Source organism: Microbacterium sp. HA-8 (assembly GCF_046111165.1).
Classification (GTDB): Bacteria; Actinomycetota; Actinomycetes; order Actinomycetales; family Microbacteriaceae; genus Microbacterium.
On sequence record NZ_CP162025.1, the window covers coordinates 3270964 to 3288551 of the forward strand.

Consider the following 17588-nt stretch of genomic DNA (forward strand, 5'->3'; position numbering starts at 1 on the left):
CTATGCGTCGGCTCGGGATGTTTCTCCTCGGCACGCTGGTCGCTGGCGTCGCCGTTGTGGGCATCGCCGAGCCGGCACACGCAACAGCCGAAGCGTCGGGCACCATTCGGGTGGACACGGCAACGCCCGTCACGGGTCAGACGTGGTCTGCGCCGACGTTCCCGGTGACCTGCTCGAGAGAGACCGATCAGGTCAGTTGCACCCCCGAAAATGCCGCCGACATCAAGGCGCAGCGCTGCTTCACCGGCGTACTGGTCGCGGGCGAGAACGCGATGGTCTGCACGACATACGAAGGACACCACCAGAAGCTGAAGGATGCCGGAGGCAAAGAGCTCACAGTCGGATACGACTGCAGTGTGGGTGATCTCGTCTGCGTCAGCTTCGAGAACGCAGGCCGCGGCATGGCCCTGGCAACGACAGGCGGACTCTTCGTTCTCGCATCGAATATGCGGTTCGACACCTCAAGCACCCTATGGGCCGCGGCCGTCGAAGAATGGTCCTTCTGGAACTGGGCTGTGCTCGCGGTCGTCTTCGCAGCCATGATCTGGGCGATCGCAGCCGCCATCGTCGCACGGGACCGCGACCAACTCGTCGGTGCAATCATCCGGTCCTTCATCGCGATCCCCGCCGTCCCGATCACTCTCTGGCTCACCGGGCATGTCGTCAACGCTGTGGACGACATGGCGATGTACATCCTGACCCGCGACGGAGACTTCGCCCTCATCTCTACGCTCCAGAGCGTGATGTGGGCAGGCGGTCACGCGAACTACTTCTTTGCGTTCCTCATCCACGGCCTTCTGATGATCGCAACCGTGCTCCTCACATTGGTCTTCGCCTTCCGAAACCTCGCCCTCGCCGTTCTCATCATGGTCGGGCCGGTCGCATGGATGATCTTCCCGGTTCGCGGAATCGGACCGCAGTGGGTGGTTCGCTACCTCAGCGCGGTCGTCGTTCTGCTCCTCACCGGGCCACTCACGATCGGATTCCTCGCGCTGATCATCAACGGGCTATCGACAGTCCGCACGATCTGGGACCCTCAATCTTGGCCTCTGCTCATCGGCCTCGTTCTGGTCGCGTTCGCCCCCTTTGCGGTCTTCGGCCTCTTCACTTTCACGGGCGCCGTCGCCGCCGACTCGTTGGGTTCGCGGCTCGGCGGTCAAGCGGGCCGCATGGGCGCCAACGCTGCGCGAAGCGCCTCGCGTCTTCCCTCTCGCCTCGGCAGTGCGCCCGCAGGTGTCTCGCCCGGATCGACACGTGGCCGCGCTGGCAGCACCGGCCCATCCGCGACCACTGCGAAGAGCAGTCCCTCGCGGCCGACATCCGGACCGACCTCGCCCGCTGGATCAGGCGCTTCCGGATCGACCCCACCGAAACCAACGGCAACATCCGCTACTTCCACGCCCCCGACGCCCGCCGCGTCTCGACCCGTGAGGAGCACACCGTGACCGCCACCGCCGCAGAACACGCACGCCCGGTCCGACTTCCCCGTCGCTCCCGCCAAGGGGTTGTACTCGGGCTCGACCCGTGGCAAATCGGATTCGTCGCCGCAGCCGCCCTTGTCCTGCTCATCGGTGTCAATGGGTTCGGTCCCGCGGGCATCCTCTACGCAGCACCCGTCTATCTCCCCGTAGGACTGGTCGCCGTGACGACCGTGCGGGGTATCTCCGCGCCCCGGATGCTGGGACTTTGGCTCTCGAAACAATTACGGCACTCCGCAGGCGCTACGACCCACGCCTACCGTCCAGAACGCGTCCAGCTCGAAGGAACACTCAACCTGCCCGGCACGCGCGCGTCCGTGCAGATGTGGGACGTCGACGGGCTCGCCTGCGTCTACAACCCGCACGACCGATCGGTGTCGGTAACGGCGGAACTCGAAGTGCAGGGATTCCTCATGAAGGACACCCCCGACCGCCACGACCTCGCACAACAGTGGGCGCAGGTACTCGCCACGTTTACGCAGCGCGTCGGCGTCAAACGCGTGACGCTGCAGGAACGGACGACGCCCACCACGATCCGAGCGGGCCGCGAACACTTCGAGTCGAGCGCGCATCGTGCGGGCATCGACGACGACGCAGACGTGACAACGAACTATCGACAGGTGATGGATGCTTCGGAGCGCTTCGCCGTCGCCCACCGCAACTACCTGACGCTGACCTTTGACCTCGTCGCGCTCGGCCCGCAGGTTCGCGCGCTCGGGGGAGGCAAGTCCGCGATCCAGGCACTCGCCCATGTCGAGGCCAGCAACATTGCCGACGCCCTCCGCTCAGCCCGCATCACCGTCCGACGGTGGCTAACGCCGAGAGACATCGCGAGCCTGGCTCGCACCGCGTTCGATCCAGAGTTTCTGTCCACGGTGCAGAACCGCGACGCCGAGAACACCGGTGTCGCATTGAACGCAATCGGTCCGATGTACCTCGAAGAGCCGCGCGGCAAGAACGGCGTCGTGATCACAGACTCAGGAATTCACACCACCATGTGGGTGCACGAATGGCCTCGGTCCGATGCGGCGGTCGGGTTTATCTCCCCCCTCGTATTCGCGCGTCATCCCGTGACCGGCGAAGCGGTGACGCACATCTTCTCGATCGTGCTGACCCCGGTGCCCGTGAACAAAGCACTAAAGCGCATCCGTGAAGAGAAGAAGGTCTGGCGGGGCAACGAAAGGTTGCGCGCCAAGCGTGGCGCTGACGGCTCCGCCGCTGACGAAGCGGATTGGCTTGCCCTCGAGAAGCAGGAGGACGAGCTTGTCGCCGGTCACGGTGAATTCCGCTATGGCGCGTACCTGACCGTCACGGCACCTGATGAGAATGCTCTCGAACAATCGATCGCTGGCGCCCGCAACGCTCTTTCACGGGCAGGCATGGAGGCGCAGATCCTGTACTGCCAGCAGGCCGAGGCGCTGCTGGTGAACGCGCTGCCGCTCGGGCTGGGGGTGAAGTGATGGCCCGCCGAACCTTCGTCGTCTCCCCCGCCGGTCAGACGCGTGCCGAGCGTCGCGCGGTGCAGCGCGAGATCGCCGCACGAATGCGGGAAGCGCAGCCGACCAGAACCTCAAAGCGGGACCGCGCGCTACCGGAGCCAGCGGTACCAGGTCCTTTCGGCCCGGGACTCACCGAAGGGGGCTACTGGAACCTTTCCGCTCCCGTGATCCCAGCCCACCAAGCAACGTCCCAGCACCTCGCTGGAATCTATCCCTTTGTTGCGGACGCGGGACTTGGCCACCGAGGTCCGATTGTTGGCGTCGACCTCAATGCGGACGCGCTCTGGCATTTCTCACCGTGGGAGGCCTACGCGGATCCCACGGAGCGTGGGTCCTTCTCTACCAACGTCCTGGTGCTGGGGTCGTACCGGTCGGGCAAGAGTTCAACGATCAAGACACTGATTACCCGCTCCATTCCTTTCGGACACCAAGCGGTCGTCCCCTCAGACCCGAAGGGTGAATGGGTGGTCGTTGCTGAGGCGGTCGGCGGTACCGTCATCAGACTCGGCGGGGCAACGGGCGCGCGGCTCAATCCACTCGATCGAGGCCCCCGCCGCACGGGAAGCAGTGATGAGCAGCACGAGCAGATGGTGCGCCAGCGCCGCATCGCGACGCTCATCTCGCTCGTCGAGATGGCGGTCGGCGGCACGAAGCTGTCTGCGGTCGAACACGCGTGCATCCACCTCGCTCTCGAACGCGCGATCTCGGCAACGGGCGACGATCCGACGCTTCGCGAGGTCTACCGTCAGCTCGCCCGCATCGGCGCGGGCGAACTCTCCGACGAACCTGAACTCAGCGCCGCAGCCTCGCAACCTCGATTCGTACTGCGGCGGTTTGTCGAAGGCGACTTGTCCGGCCTGTTCGAGGATGAATCCACCGTGCAGTTCGACGATGCATCCCCACTCGTCGTCGTCGACACATCCGAACTCTTCGCCCGCGGCGACCTCGTCGCGCAGCTCACCCAGGTGTGCACCACATCGTGGGTCCAGGCGGTCATCTCGGATCGCGAGGCAAAGCGCACGCGCTATGTGGTCCGCGAGGAGGGGTGGCGGGACATGACCTCGCTCGCTGCCCTCCAGATGTACCAGCAGTGGCTCAAACTTTCACGCCACTACGGCATCAGCAATATCGTCATCCTGCACAAGATGGGCGACCTCGACGCAGTCGGCGAGGCCGATTCGCAGGAGCGAAACCTCGCCTACTCGATCGTCGGAGACATCGAGAACAAGTTCGTCTTCCGGGTCAACCACCAAGAACACGCGAGCCTGCGAGACCGTCTCCAAATGCCGACCGCACACGTAGACATGGCTCGGCAGCTCAGGAAGGGCGAGTTTCTGGCCTACGTCGGCCAGTTCTCGTACCTCGTCGATTGCTTCGCGACGTCCACCGAGTGGGAGTACGACCTGTTCAAGACCGACGATGCCTTGCTGCCCGCTGCCGAAATCGCGGGGTTCAGCGAGTTGATCACGCCGCTACCGCTAGACGACGTCTGGCCCATCGACGACGGCACCGATTTGGCCGGATGGCTGAGCGCTGAGAAGGAGACAGGATGACCATTGCCACCAGACCGCTCGTCTACGCCAACGTGAGCGGCGATACCGCGGAGTTCATATCTATCGATGGAGACACCGAGAGGCTTCACGCGGCTCCGGCAGAAGACATCCGTGCATCGATCGTCCGTCGCGCGATCGCCGAAGCGCAGGTAGCGGGCTCCGAGCTTGAACTGGTCACCTCCGGCGACCGCGGCGATCATCGCCTACTCATCCGTACAGACGGCAGCGTCGAGGGGGTCAAGGTCGACGAACCCGTTGACGAATCCGCCGACAGTGCGACTGATGTCGCGACCGGCGCCGTTGCGATCGGTAGCGAACAGCCCACCACCCGCCGCGCCGCTCGCACCGAGCGCCGATCCTTCATCACCACGGACGACGAGACGGAGCGCTCGCCATCCACAGGATGGCGCGCCATCCTCGCCCGTCTCGGCATCACCGTTCGTGCCTCTGCAGAGGAACTGCGACGCGAGGCCGACCAGCGAGCGGTCGCGCAACACTGGGCCGGGTGCCGCACCATCGCGGTCGCCAACGGCAAGGGCGGCGTCGGCAAGACGATGACCACCGCGATGCTCTCCGCCGTTTTCGCCCGCTACGGCGGCGGTCCCGTGCTCGCATGGGACAACAACGACACACGAGGGACCCTCGGCTGGCGCACGGAAAGCGGACGCTACGACTCGACCGTGCAAGACCTGCTGCCCGCCGCCGACTGGCTTCTCTCCCCCGACGCACCAATCTCTGACATCGCCAACTACGTCCACCACCAGACGCAAGACCGATACGACGTGCTGCGTTCCAACCCCGAGCTTCTCGCCGCCCGACAGCGCATCGAAAGCACCGAGTTCGATCTGTTGATGCGTGTCGCCGCGCGGTACTTCCGCATGGTCGTTTTCGATTCCGGCAATGACGAATCCGCCGAGCGCTGGCTGAGGATGGTTGACGCCTCCTACCAGCTCGTCATCCCCACTATCGCGGCACGAGAATCGGCAGAGTCGGCCGCACTGCTTCTCGAAGCGCTGTTGGCGCGCGATGACCACTCGGCGGAACTGGCGCGAAATGCCGTCGTCGTCGTGACTCTCTCGGAGCGTGCATCGGCGTCTGAGATTCGGCCAATCGTCGAGGGATTCACTGACCTCGTCCGCGCCGTGCACGTCATTCCCTTCGACCCGGCGCTGAAATCAGGTCCGCTGCGCTTCGACGCGCTCCGCCCGGTGACTCAGCGCGCATGGGTGCGCACGGCGGCATCGGTCGCGGAGAAGCTGTAGCGAGTAGGACTCCACTCATGGTGAGCGACGGTATCTGGCCCAAGATCGCGGCGATCGGCATCGCCGCGGTCATCCTGCTCAACATCGGATTCGCCTTCGCTGCCGAGGCGGTCACACAGATCGTGTGCGGCGCACGACCCACGCCGACTGGCTTTCTGTCGGGACTGTGGCTCGCGCTCTCCGGCGATTCGGGGACGTACACGATCGACAGATGCGCCCTGCCTGTGACGGCGATCAGGGTCGCCGATCTCGCGCTCGTGCTCGCAGTCGCCTTCGTGTCGGCGTGGGCCGGGGTCGCGTACTCGCGCTATCGGCAGTCAGATCGCTACTTCATCAACGATCTGCAGAGCCGACCCGGGTTCGCCCCCGCATCCGAGATTCGCAAGCACCTCTCCGCGCGAGCGGTTCTCCGTCGCGCACCTCAGTTGCGTCCCGAACTCTTCCAGCCGAGCCCGACAGACGTCGGTTGGCGGGTCGGTTCGTCTCGAGGACTGGATGTCTACGTGTCGATCGAAGACTCCGTCGCGCTCGAGGGTCCGCCCCGCTCGGGCAAGGGGTACCGCGTCCTCGTCTCCGCAATCCTCGACTGGTCGGGTCCGTTGATCACCACCTCAACGACGAACGACAACCTCACCGCCACCATGAAGATGCGTCGGCGTCGCGGTGCCGTCAGCGTCTTCGACCCTCAGGGCCTGTCGGGCATCCGTGACGCCATGAGGATCAGCCCTTTCGCGGGATGTGAAGACCCGCTCGTGGCTCTCCAACGAGGTTCGGCGATCATCACCGGCACCGCGCTTGGAGCCTCAACGACCAACGGCGAATGGGCCCAGGCATCCACCATCGTCCTCTCCCGCCTTCTGCACGCCGGGGCGGTCGGCGGACGGTCGATCGCCGACCTCTACGACTGGGGGACGAGCCCATCGCTCGCGCGGTCGGCAGTTGAGGTGCTGCGCTCCGATGGCGCGCCTGGGTGGGGAGACAGCCTGGAAGCCCTCGTCTCGGGCGACGAACGACTCGTGTCATCCACCTGGTTCGGTGTGCAGAACGCGGTTGCGCCGCTAGCTGTGCCGCAGATTCGAGACGCACTCTCGCCGCGATCCGGCGATCCGCGCTTCGATGCCGAGGAGTTCCTGACCGGCGAAAACACGCTGTACTTGGTTGGCTCATCGTCGGGGTCCGCCGCGATGGGCGGGTTCCTCGGTGCTCTTCTCGACGACGTCGTTGAGCTCGCACGCCGCAAAGCGCTCGCATCCCCGAGCTCGCGACTCGCACAACCACTCGGCTTGATCCTCGATGAGATCGCGAACATGTTCCGATGGGCGAACCTGCCACGCACGATGGCCGACGGCGGCGGCCGCGGCATCTGCACCTTCGTCGTACTGCAGGCCCTCTCCCAGGCCGAGACCGCCTGGTCACGGGCCGAGGCAGACACGATCTGGTCCGCCGCAACGGCCAAGATCCTTCTCGGCGGCGCAGCGCAAGTCGACCACCTGCGCGACATCGAAGCCATCCTCGGCTCACGGGAACGCCGCCGCACCCAGCGATCCTGGAGCAGCAGTCAGGCCGGCGTGAACACGAGCGAGCAGCACGACCGACTGCCCCTCATGACAGTCGACGAGATCCGTCGAATGCCTCAGACCGTCGGCCTGCTCGCCTACCGCAACCGCCGAGGCGTGCTCCTCGACCTCGCCGGATGGGACAAGCGCGCTGACGCGCGAGCGGTCAGCGCCGGCAAGCGCGAAACGGAACGTGAACAACGCGCCGTGTTTGCCGAGGACCTCGCGCGAGCAACGGGACCCGCCGCGAACGAGACCCCGGAACCATGACCAACATCCGGAAACCCCGCCGCCTCAACTCCTACCGCCGTGGCTATCTGCGCTCACCCGCTTGGTTCGCCCGTCGCGACCAGTGGTTCAGAGACGAACGGCGCCGTACGGGCACCGTTGCCTGCGCGGCATGCCTTGTGGACGGCACCGCCCGAACCCTGGAACTGCACCATCTCGACTACTCCGGCGTCGAGCGCACCGATGCCGGCTGGCGCGCGCACGAAGCGCACTCGGACCTCGCCGCTGTTCACCCCTACTGCCACGAACTGCTGCACCGACTGCTCGACCGCGACCGGCTGTTGGCACACCACCGTGATCGACGGACAGCATCCCTCTCGGCGCTTATTCGTCTGCGACGCAAGTTGCGCGCGATTGGAGGCGCGGCATGACTGATGAGACCGACGAGGCATACGAGACGATGCTCGCCGCCGAACTCGCCGAGTGGGATCCAGGCGACCGCCGCGGAAGCTCCGCGCCCCTGGGCGCCGCCGTCGTCGATTGGAAGGAGCTACCCGACGCGCAGGCGGCCGACGCGTGGCGAGCCCTGCGCGACTGGGTCGAGTGGCTGACGATCCGGTACGACGTACCCGTAACTGGCATCCCGGACTGCTGGTGGAAACACGGAGCGCTCGTGGAGGAACTCTCCGCCCTGCACACGGCCCACCGCGCGTCGTTCGATGCAAGCGACAGCGGCTACGGACCCATCGGGTGGCACGAGCGCCTCGCACAGGCGCGCGGCCGCTGGCGGCAGGCCTACGCCGGCGGCTGCGCCCACGGGCACCAGCCGCAAAAGCCTCGCTCATGGTCGTCCGCGACCGACGAGCAGGAATGGGATGCGTGGACACGCCAGTCTCACGCGCCATAACGCACCGACCGGTGCATGACAGAAAGGAACGAAAACCATGTCCACACGAATTCCGGTCACCATCGAGGGCAACCTCACGGGCGACCCCGAACACGGCACCGCCGACAACGGCACCGACTACGCGCGGTTCAGCGTCGCGGTCAACGATCGCCGACGCAACGAGCAGAGCGGAGAGTGGGAAGACGCGGGCTCGGTCTTCCACCGCGTCGTCGTCTTCAACAGCCAAGCACGTCACGTCGCCGACTCCCTGCGCAAGGGCGACGCCGTGCTCGTCGCTGGCGATTTGCGGTTCTCGACCTACACCGACCGCGAAAGCGGTGCGACTCGAGAAGCACGGGACATCGTCGCGGACAACGTCGGGGCGTCGCTGAAGTTCGCCGACGTCGAGGTCGAGCGATCCCCAAAAGCTAACGGCCCCGTAGCTCACGCTCCGGGGCCGGAAGCCACACCGGTTTCGCACACCGGTGCAGGGTTCGCTCGCTGACCATCCGCAAAGACAGAGCGGGCGGGAGTTACGTTACTCCCGCCCGCTCCTGCATGTCACGGATGAGGGTCCGTGATGGCTTCCTTGGGTCGTACCATTTAGAACATATGTTCGATCGGAGGAATTGTGGGCACGAATCGTCGATATGCCGCCCAGATCGACGAGCGCATGAACCAGAAGATCCTCGACCAGCTCGCGGCAAGATATCCGATCCAGGCACTCACCGAGCGCGAGCTACGCCTCGACCTCTACCCCGTGACCGCCGATCCTCAACCACGGCGCGTGCGCGCTTGGGTCCGATTCGGCGCGATCGCCTCGCAGATCGAAGGAGACGCGATCGCTTGGACTCCTCGAGCCGTGCAAGTCGAGTTTCGGTTGGACGGTCGAGATCAACGCGTTTGGGTCTGGGCATCGGCCGTCGACCGCGTGGAGTGATCCCGGCCTCTCGCGGCGATCATCTCGGGCCGTGAGCCTGGATAGCCGTCAGCTCAGTGAGGCTCCGCCAGGGGTCAGCATCGGCGAGACGATCGGATCCGACTTGACGATCTGCGGCCTTGCACGCGGCTCGATACGCGACCCAAGCGTGGTCGCCGCCCGGCCAACCTCGAGCCACGCCGCCTGCCGATTCTCTTCCATCGTGGGTTCCATCGAAGGGCGCAGCATCCGGGTCGCGAGCTCTTCGACTGCGTCCACGCCGGGACCGAGGGCAATCACGGAGTTCACAGCGCGTCCTCTGGTCATCCCGACATACATGCCGGCCGCATCGACGCCTAGACCAACGAGCGCGGCCTCCGTGCTTTCGCCTTGGATGCCATGGACCGTTGACGCGTAGGCGAGATGCACGTGCTCAGCGACATAGTCAAGAGGGACAAGTCGCGTATCGCCAGAGTCAGTAACACTCACGAGCCGAACTCCTTCCGGCTCGATGCGACCAACCGTCCACATCGCGCGATTTTCGACTCCCAGGCCCTTATCGTTCCGCCGCGTCTGGACAACGTCGCCCTCCACCAACCACTGATCATCCTTGCCGATGACGGCGCGTGCCGAGTCGAGTTCGCCCTGGTCTACCCGTCGCTGTTGGATAGCTTCGTTGATCGCCTGGGCTTCCGCGTTCGTGGCTGTCACCAGCGCCACGCGCCTACCAGCAGTTGCCCACGCGAAGTACTCATCAACCATGATCTGCTCGGCCTCCGCCTCGTTCGCGGCGCGACGGATCAGCCCCCGAGCACCAAGCTCATGCGCAACGTCGAGTGCGTCGTCCTTCGTGCGCGGTTCGCGCATGCGGAGCGTCAGCGCGGCATAGGTGGGATCGCGGAAGCGATGTACCGCGGTGAGTTCGACGCCCGCGGTCGAGCGCCGCGCCATGATGGCCATGGCACCCGAGTGTCCGACGGGGCGAGCTTGTAGGTGATCACCGACCATCGCGATTCCGGCACCGGTCTGAGCGGCGACGGCTGCGAGTGCGTTCGCGACCCGCAAGTCGACCATTCCGGCCTCATCTACGACGATCCGATCGCCGGCCGTCATACGGAATCGGCGGGGCCCGCCGTAGACCTGCCCCGTCGCGTCCGTGTCGCCCACAGTGAGTTGCCGCCATTGCTCAGCGCCGGCGGCCTCGGTGTGCCAGCGCCATCCGTAGTCGAGCAGCAGAGCGTGCAAGCTCGATGCACTTGCACCGATCTCGTGGGCGGCGACGCTCGCTGCCTTCTTCGTCGGCGCAACCACGAGCATCGCCCTGCCCTGCCGCTCGAGGGCTCGCTTTGCCGTCACGAGCATCGTCGTCTTGCCCGTGCCGGCGGGACCGGTGACCGCGACCAGCCGATCCGTCCCGGCGATCGCCGAGGCAGCGTGGAGTTGACCCGTGTCGAGCTCACGTCCTTCGGGTAGGACGGTCGTCGATATGTCTCGGACGACTTCGAGCGGAACCCTCGCGCCCTGCTCGGAGAGGCGCTCGAACTGCTCGGCGAGGTCGGTCTTGAGAACAGCCGTCGTGACCGCCATGAAGCCCTTCACATGGGACGGGACGCCTGCACGGTCATCCAGCAGATTCACAACGTCGCGAACGGCTCGCGCGACTACATCGTCGATCACGTGCTCAAGCAGTTGGCGGTCAGCAATGACGCCGGATGCGGCAACCGCTCGCATCGCGCCCGCACGGATATCGAACATGCTGAACCGCCCGCCGCTGCTCGCCGACCGGTTGTCCGCATCAACTACGGCCATGCGCGCGAGCAGATCGCGGTCGAGATCTGCGATCACGACCTGGTGCGGCTCAGCAGGCGACCGAGAACCGAGCAGCGCGGGATCGAGCGATGCAAGCTCGTCGCGGGCCCATTGCTCCCAGTCGCCCTCATCAATGTCGTCGGGTTTGTTCGGGCGTCCCTGCGCCCACGCCCACCGATCGATCGCTGCGAGAACGTCGTGCGATGGCTCCTGTCCCGGGTGTCCGGCGCGCCACTCCGCCGTCTTCGCCTGCCGGTTTGTCTCGATTTGGTTCGATCGGCGCGACATAGGCCGCACGGCATGTGCGAGCTGAGCGATCTCGCCCCTCTCATCGAGGGTGTACCCGTGGCGGGCCAGCGCGGCGATCCATCCGGGATCGGTCCGGGCGGCGATCTCGCCCTCTGCGTTGACGACCGTGTGCAGCTTCATCGCGACCCGCGAGTCGACGTTCGACCACCTGCCATCCAGCCCCTGCACCTTGACGTTCAGCCACAGGTGCCGGTGGATGTGCGGGTCGAGCGCCCGAGACCGTCGGTGGCGCAGCTCCACGACTTCGATGCGCTGAAGATCCTCACGGATGCTGCCGCCGGCCCCTCGCCGAGCGTTGAGTTCGCGCTGCCATGTCTTGACGATGCGGTCGCGGAGGCGATCTTGGAGCGCCTCGAACTCGGCAGCAAGCTCGGGGTGAATCAGTGAGGCGAGGCTGAACGATTTGGGGGCGTTGATCGTCCCATCAAGTACGAGGTCAGCATCCGGTGATTGGAGGTCGCGTCCCCGACGTTCCCCCGTTGCGGGGTCTTCGCCATTCACCCACCGGCGAAGCGACGTCTGGTCGAGGCTGTCCTCGAGGATCCGTCCCGCCTCGACGGTGAGTCGGGGGACGGATGCACCGGCGGAGTACGCGGCGAGCGCGTCAGTGCCCAGCGGCGCAGCGATGTGCGAGTCACACGTGCCTTCGAACGCGTACGCGACAGCCTGACGGACTCCCCCGGAGTCGACGCCCCGCTTCCATCGCTCGAGTCCACCTCGCATGAGGCGAGGCTACGCGAAAATGTTAAATCCCGACAGCGTTACACAGAAAGTGCCTGCGTGCATCGTCTCTCCGAAGGTCGATCGTCTCCATGCGCCAGCGCGAGCGCGCCGGCTGGCGTGGCTCGCTTCGACTTGACTTGGTGCCGCGAATGGTGTGAGCTCGGGTTGGAAAGGAAGTACTTTGACGACGCTTCTGTCTTGCTTCAGCGGGGTGGGCGGTCTCGACCGGGGTCTTGAGGCCGCTGGGTTCGTCACGCTCGGCTGCCTAGAGATCGATAGGGACGCGCGCGCCACGCTTGCAGAGAATCGTCCCGCTTGGCGTTTGCTTGAGCCCTCCGACGTCGTCGAGGCGGGTCGCGCTCTAGCTCCCCAGGACGTCGGAATCGCCCCGCGGGAGTTGACGCTCTTGGCAGGTGGCCCGCCCTGTCAGCCATTCAGCAAGGCTGCGCAATGGGCTGCGCCTAAGCGCGGCATCAAGGACGACAGAGGGACGACTGTCGACGGCATGATGGATCTCGCTGCATCGTTCCTGCCGAGAGCGATCCTCATGGAGAATGTCGCTGGTTTCTTGAGCGGAAAGAACAATGCAACCGCACGCATCAAGAAGCGGCTTCGGGAGATTAATAGCATGGCCGGTACGCGGTACCGGCTCAGGTCCTGGGTGGTAGATGCGGCGGACTACGGCGTCCCCCAGCACCGAGCGCGTGCCATCATGATTGCATTTCGCGACGGTGAACCCGCGCCATCTGTTCTTCCACGACCGCACGGGGAGGATCACCGCACCGTTTGGGATGCATTGGAAGACCGCGTTCCGGATCCTGTTCCATCAGCTAGGGGCGGGTATGCGGACTTGCTGACTAGCATCCCGGAGGGCAGCAACTACCAGCATTTGACAGCACGAGGGGGCGGCGAAGAAGTCGAACTTTTCGGCTACCGGACCAGGTATTGGTCCTTCCTGCTCAAACTGGCGAAGGATCGGCCAGCGTGGACCCTGCCCGCGAGCCCTGGGCCCTCGACGGGCCCGTTCCATTGGAGCGGCCGTCCGCTTGCGAGTTCGGAGCGCATGCTTCTCCAGGGCTTCCCAGCAGACTGGCGTCTTACAGAGAACGAACGTGTCAATGTAAGGCTCGCTGGCAACGCCACCCCCCCGCCACTCGCCGAAGCGATGGGAAAGCTCATCCTGCACTTGCTCGAAAAACCCGGTGAACCAATGAACGCAGAGACAATTCGGGCCTCGCTAGCAACCACCAGAAGCACCAAACCCGTGCCGCCTCCTGCCGACCCCGCACCTCTTCCCCCTCGATGGAAGGCAGTAGTGGGACCTCAGATCCCACATCCGGGGAAAGGCGCGGGGCCCGCTGGCTACCATCGCGCCAGCTCGTCCAATAGCGTCATCGTTACGGACTGAGCCAAACGGACTCACCTCCGATCACCCACGGGAGACACAACCGATGGATCAGGCCCATCACGAGGATCGCGCATCATTGATCTACCTGCGTGTAGATGAGTTGACACTGGACACGCGGAACCCGCGTTTGGTGACGGCGGCCGCACCGAGCCAGAAGAGTCTTCTCCGTCAGCTCTATGAGCAAGAATCGCTAGACGAACTCGCGCAGTCCTTCGTTGATAACGGCTACTTCGCTGAAGAGCCCCTGGTTGTCGTGAAAGAGAACGGCGAGTGGGTTGTTGTCGAGGGCAATCGGAGGCTAGCCACCCTGAAGCTTCTGCTAGGTGCGCGGGTCAGAATCGGGTGGCGTGGCGCGCGGCGTTGACTCTGGCATCGCGCGCTGACGGTCGCGAACGGGAACGGGCGGGCCGTTGCGGTGTGAGAGCGTGCGGGATCGCACGGCGAGGGGCTCGTGGCGACTGTCGGTGCGTGCTGTGACGCCCAGGGACCCCTGGGGAGGCCTATGCGGGCGCCAGCCCGGCGGCTGTAGCGACGCGGAGCTTGCGGAGGTTGTGGCAGATCGTGTGGAGTAGCCATTCGCCTTGGGCGCCGGCGAGTCCGCGTAGCCGGAGCTGTCCGGCGTTTTGCCGGGTCTTCATCTGCCCGAACGCGGGTTCAACGATGGCTTTGCGGCGCGCGTAGTCGGTGCGGCCCTGCTCGGTGCGCAGCGCGTGCGCCATCCGCTCCCGCCGGCTCGCGTCCTCTGGGGCCGGGTCCGGGGCGCCGGCGGTAGGGAAGCTCTCGCCGTGACGTTGCCGTCCCGTCGCGATCAACACCTGTGCGTCCAGATCGTCGGCGGCTTCGAGGTTGGCTTCCGAGCAGTAGCCCGCGTCAGCGAGGACGACCTCTGGGGAACGCTCGATTCCTGCCGCGTCGAGGTTCCGTAGGGTCTGCTCGGCCATCGGGACGAACTGCTGGATATCGGTGGCCTGCTGGGTGACCTCGGCGCTCAACACGATCTGGTGGCCCTCATCGACAACGGCCTGCGCGTTGAACGCGTAATCGAAGCCGCGGACCGTCTTCATCATCCGCGCCTCAGGATCGGTGAAATTGCGTTGCGCTTTCGGCTTCGGCGCCGCCGTGTCCACCGCAGTCGCGACGGCCGCGTCGGCCTGCTCAGGGGGCTGACCGGCGGCGTCGGCCTTCTTCCGCGCCACGGCTGCCGCCTTCTCGGCGGCGTCGGCCTCGATCGCGTCCTTCGCGGCACGTAGTTTTGCCAGGCGCCCCTCACGGCGGGCCAGCTCCGGGGCGACCTCGTCCCCGCGCCGGTCCTGGCCGAACTGCTGATCCTCGGCCTCATCGACCGCCTCCGCCTCGGCGAGCAGCGCAGCGACCTCGGCTTGGAGCTGATCGATCTTCGGCACGATCCGGTCATAGCTCATCGCCTTATGCCGCGACGCGTTCGCAGCCAGCTTCGTGCCATCCAGCGCGACCCGCCCCAACCGCACCAGCCCCGCCTCCGCGCAGACCCGCAGCACCTGCAGGAACAACCCCGGCAGGGCATCCAGGTGACGCCGACGAAACCGGGCCAGCGACCGGTAGTCGGGCGCCTGGTTGCCCGACAGCCACCGGAAGGCGATATCGCGCTTGCAGCGCCGCTCCAACTCACGAGACGAGGTCACGCCCGTCGCGTACGCGAACAGCAGCAGCTTCAACATCATCCGCGGGTCATACGGAGGCGCACCCGAGGCGGACGCGTACGACGCGTAGACCGGCGTCAGATCCAAGAGCTCTTCGACGACCTCGGAGATGAACCGGGCCTCATCATCCTCGTCCAGCCAGTCATCCAGACTCGGCGGGAGCAGGAAACACTGCCCCTGGTCATACCCACGGAACGTCTTGCCCGCACCCGCCGGTGCAGCCGATCCCGGCGCCCGCGCCTCACCCGGCTCGACCTCGAACAGACCCTCCAGGCTGGCAGTCACCGTCATGAATCGATTCTCCCAGCACCCCGCGCTATCCACCGGATTCACCCCGGCGCGTTAACGGAAGGATCTGACCCACGCACCTAGATGAGAGTCTGCGAGCCGATCTGAAGGTCGATGGGTGGCCCGAACTGTCCATCGCCCAACGAGACCGCATAGTCGAAGTCCCGTGCGTCAAGTACGACAACCGAGAGGAAGTGTTCCCCTTCCTCGGCTTTCGGCACATTACCGGTGCCAAGAAGTGGGCCCCCTTCCAGAAGGCTCGATTTATAGCCCAACTCATTGATGCAGGACGATCCCTCGACGAGGTGGAGGACCTGATCGGAGACAACTCCCAAACAGTGAAGAAGCTCTACCAGGATTACATTGTCTTCAACCAGATCAAGACTGAGCTGGACATGCCCGAGCGACCCATCCGAGATCGCTTTTCACTACTCGAAGTGACGCTCGGTCAACGACCCATTAAGGCCTTCCTCGGTATCCCCAAAACCCTTCCCAAGCAGGCAACCGACAAGCTCGTCCCAGAGGAGAAGCTAGACGCTCTTGAGGAAGTGGTCGGATGGGTTTTCGGAACGCCGTCGCGCGCGCCGATACTTCTCGAGTCACGCGCTATCTCAAATCGATTGGCGCCCGTGCTCGCTAGCTCAGAAGCCACCGATCGCTTGCGCTCCACGGGCGACTTGGAGTCCGCCTATGAATACAGCGCTGGCGAGAAGGAGTTCCTGCTCAAGAAGATTCAATCCGCCGAGCGCGCAATCAGAGACGTTTCTGGTCTAGTCTCCGTCTACCTGGAAGACCCCGACGTCGTCCGCGGAGTCTCGCGACTCATTCAACTCGCGCAGGGACTGGAGAAGCTGGTAGACGAACTGTGACCATCGATCTTGCGTTCCCGGCCGGAGAAGGCCCAGATTTCAGAGAGGTAGCGGATTGGTGCGAGTACACCGCTCTGACGCAAACAGCAGACTTCAAACGCGGCGATCTGAAATCGGCTATCTCGCGCGAAAACATCTCTTCCGCCGACCTCTTGGAAGAGCAGGCGTGGGCCGAACTCACGACTAGGGCGGGACTCTTCGGAGCGACCTGGCCGCTAGAACTCGACGGATCTCGGCTGCGACGGGCGGCTGCGACAGAGGACGCGCGCACTCTCTACCGTTACCTTTGCCTGCTCGGGATGGGTCAACTCGATAATGTCGACCGAAAACTCTTCGAGGAGATCGTTCGTGCGATATTCGCTGTAACTTTTGGCGAGAACACAATGCGTATTGGTCACCCGGCCTCTGCCGGGATGAGCACCTCGTTTCGCGAGCGCGCAAAGCACTACGCGACCGCTGCGGGACTCACGTCAAGCGAGTACCTCAATGACCCTCTACCTGATGACAAGGATCTCGGTCTTGACGTCGTGAGCTGGCACGGTACCGGGGACAACCGCGGCGGTGAACTCCACTTCCTCGTACAGTGCGCAACCGGGAAAAACTGGCCAGAAAAGGGGGATGACATACATCTGGGCACAATTTCGCCTCATCTCAATTGGGCTGTGACACCTGTCCGTGTGTTCTGCATTCCTGCGGTCGCACATCTCCCTGAGCAGCAATGGATTCGATTCTGCCGAAGGGCAGGACTCGTTCTCGACCGACCGCGGTTGATCGAAGCAGGGACGAACATAGAACTTAGCGATGCACTTCGCACAGCAATCCATACCCGCGAGGTGGCTCTCGTCGGTTAGCCGCCGCGGCGCACCGCACATGATGACGAACTAGGGGATTTCCGAGGGACGAGCGTGGTGAGGACGTGCGAACGCCTGGCATCGAAGCCGCTAAAGTGCCACTACTCGGCGGCCTCGTTCCACTAGATATGGCCTAGCGACGGAAGGATCTCGACCCGATTGCGCCTCCGTCGATCCCGGCAGCCGCTCGACAGGTCCCCATACCTTCCACCAATATCGAAACCGGACGAGAGGCTGCCAGCTGTCAACTGCGGCGGCGCTGAGGGGGCCA

Annotated in this window: 15 protein-coding genes; 13 read left to right on the forward strand and 2 right to left on the reverse strand. The window is 64.8% G+C overall.

What is annotated here, in order from left to right; genetic code table 11:
- Nucleotides 1-2 precede the first annotated feature (2 nt).
- From AB2L57_RS15625 to AB2L57_RS15665, 9 genes are all read left to right on the forward strand, one after another.
- The gene (locus AB2L57_RS15625) at nt 3-1445 is read left to right on the forward strand and encodes a hypothetical protein (RefSeq protein ID WP_100809634.1); all 1443 of its coding nucleotides are present in this window, start codon (nt 3-5) and stop codon (nt 1443-1445) included.
- A complete protein-coding gene (locus tag AB2L57_RS15630; protein WP_100809633.1) occupies nt 1442-2938 on the forward strand; it encodes an SCO6880 family protein in 1497 nt (498 codons plus the stop codon). Before AB2L57_RS15625 ends, AB2L57_RS15630 begins: the two co-directional genes overlap by 4 nt.
- A complete protein-coding gene (locus tag AB2L57_RS15635) occupies nt 2938-4530 on the forward strand; it encodes a hypothetical protein (protein WP_409047520.1) in 1593 nt (530 codons plus the stop codon). Before AB2L57_RS15630 ends, AB2L57_RS15635 begins: the two co-directional genes overlap by 1 nt.
- On the forward strand, nt 4527-5792 hold the full coding sequence (locus AB2L57_RS15640; protein WP_100809631.1) for a ParA family protein: 1266 nt from the start codon (nt 4527-4529) through the stop codon (nt 5790-5792). Before AB2L57_RS15635 ends, AB2L57_RS15640 begins: the two co-directional genes overlap by 4 nt.
- A complete protein-coding gene (locus tag AB2L57_RS15645; RefSeq protein ID WP_409047521.1) occupies nt 5753-7618 on the forward strand; it encodes a type IV secretory system conjugative DNA transfer family protein in 1866 nt (621 codons plus the stop codon). The genes AB2L57_RS15640 and AB2L57_RS15645 overlap by 40 nt, the downstream gene beginning before the upstream one ends.
- Nucleotides 7615-8007, forward strand: coding sequence for a hypothetical protein (locus AB2L57_RS15650; protein WP_100809630.1), 393 nt, complete (start codon nt 7615-7617; stop codon nt 8005-8007). The genes AB2L57_RS15645 and AB2L57_RS15650 overlap by 4 nt, the downstream gene beginning before the upstream one ends.
- Nucleotides 8004-8483 (forward strand): hypothetical protein, encoded by a 480-nt coding sequence (locus AB2L57_RS15655; RefSeq protein WP_100809629.1) that lies wholly within the window; start codon nt 8004-8006, stop codon nt 8481-8483. The genes AB2L57_RS15650 and AB2L57_RS15655 overlap by 4 nt, the downstream gene beginning before the upstream one ends.
- 37 nt (nt 8484-8520) lie before the next feature.
- Nucleotides 8521-8967 carry a single-stranded DNA-binding protein gene (locus AB2L57_RS15660; protein WP_100809628.1) on the forward strand — a complete coding sequence of 149 codons (447 nt, stop codon included), beginning with the start codon at nt 8521-8523 and terminating at the stop codon, nt 8965-8967.
- Nucleotides 8968-9093: 126 nt separating this feature from the next.
- Nucleotides 9094-9402 carry a hypothetical protein gene (locus tag AB2L57_RS15665; RefSeq protein ID WP_100809627.1) on the forward strand — a complete coding sequence of 103 codons (309 nt, stop codon included), beginning with the start codon at nt 9094-9096 and terminating at the stop codon, nt 9400-9402.
- A gap of 48 nt (nt 9403-9450) precedes the next feature.
- Here the strand turns inward: AB2L57_RS15665 and AB2L57_RS15670 are convergent, their stop codons facing one another.
- Nucleotides 9451-12222 carry an AAA family ATPase gene (locus tag AB2L57_RS15670; protein WP_100809626.1) on the reverse strand — a complete coding sequence of 924 codons (2772 nt, stop codon included), beginning with the start codon at nt 12220-12222 and terminating at the stop codon, nt 9451-9453.
- Nucleotides 12223-12376: 154 nt separating this feature from the next.
- On the opposite strand from AB2L57_RS15670, the gene AB2L57_RS15675 reads away from it, so the two are divergent.
- On the forward strand, nt 12377-13630 hold the full coding sequence (locus AB2L57_RS15675) for a DNA cytosine methyltransferase (RefSeq protein WP_100809625.1): 1254 nt from the start codon (nt 12377-12379) through the stop codon (nt 13628-13630).
- A gap of 43 nt (nt 13631-13673) precedes the next feature.
- Nucleotides 13674-13994 carry a ParB N-terminal domain-containing protein gene (locus AB2L57_RS15680; RefSeq protein WP_409047522.1) on the forward strand — a complete coding sequence of 107 codons (321 nt, stop codon included), beginning with the start codon at nt 13674-13676 and terminating at the stop codon, nt 13992-13994.
- A 136-nt stretch (nt 13995-14130) separates the two neighbouring features.
- Here AB2L57_RS15680 and AB2L57_RS15685 read toward each other — a convergent pair whose 3' ends face one another.
- Nucleotides 14131-15573 carry an IS1182 family transposase gene (locus tag AB2L57_RS15685; RefSeq protein ID WP_081766114.1) on the reverse strand — a complete coding sequence of 481 codons (1443 nt, stop codon included), beginning with the start codon at nt 15571-15573 and terminating at the stop codon, nt 14131-14133.
- Nucleotides 15574-15791: 218 nt separating this feature from the next.
- Between AB2L57_RS15685 and AB2L57_RS15690 the strand changes: the two genes are divergently transcribed.
- Together AB2L57_RS15690 and AB2L57_RS15695 are read left to right on the forward strand one after the other, a co-directional pair.
- Entirely contained in the window at nt 15792-16466 is a 675-nt protein-coding gene (locus AB2L57_RS15690) for a hypothetical protein (RefSeq protein WP_409047523.1), read from the forward strand.
- Nucleotides 16463-17317, forward strand: a complete 855-nt coding sequence (locus AB2L57_RS15695) for a hypothetical protein (protein WP_146048081.1) — start codon at nt 16463-16465, stop codon at nt 17315-17317. Before AB2L57_RS15690 ends, AB2L57_RS15695 begins: the two co-directional genes overlap by 4 nt.
- Nucleotides 17318-17588 lie beyond the last annotated feature (271 nt).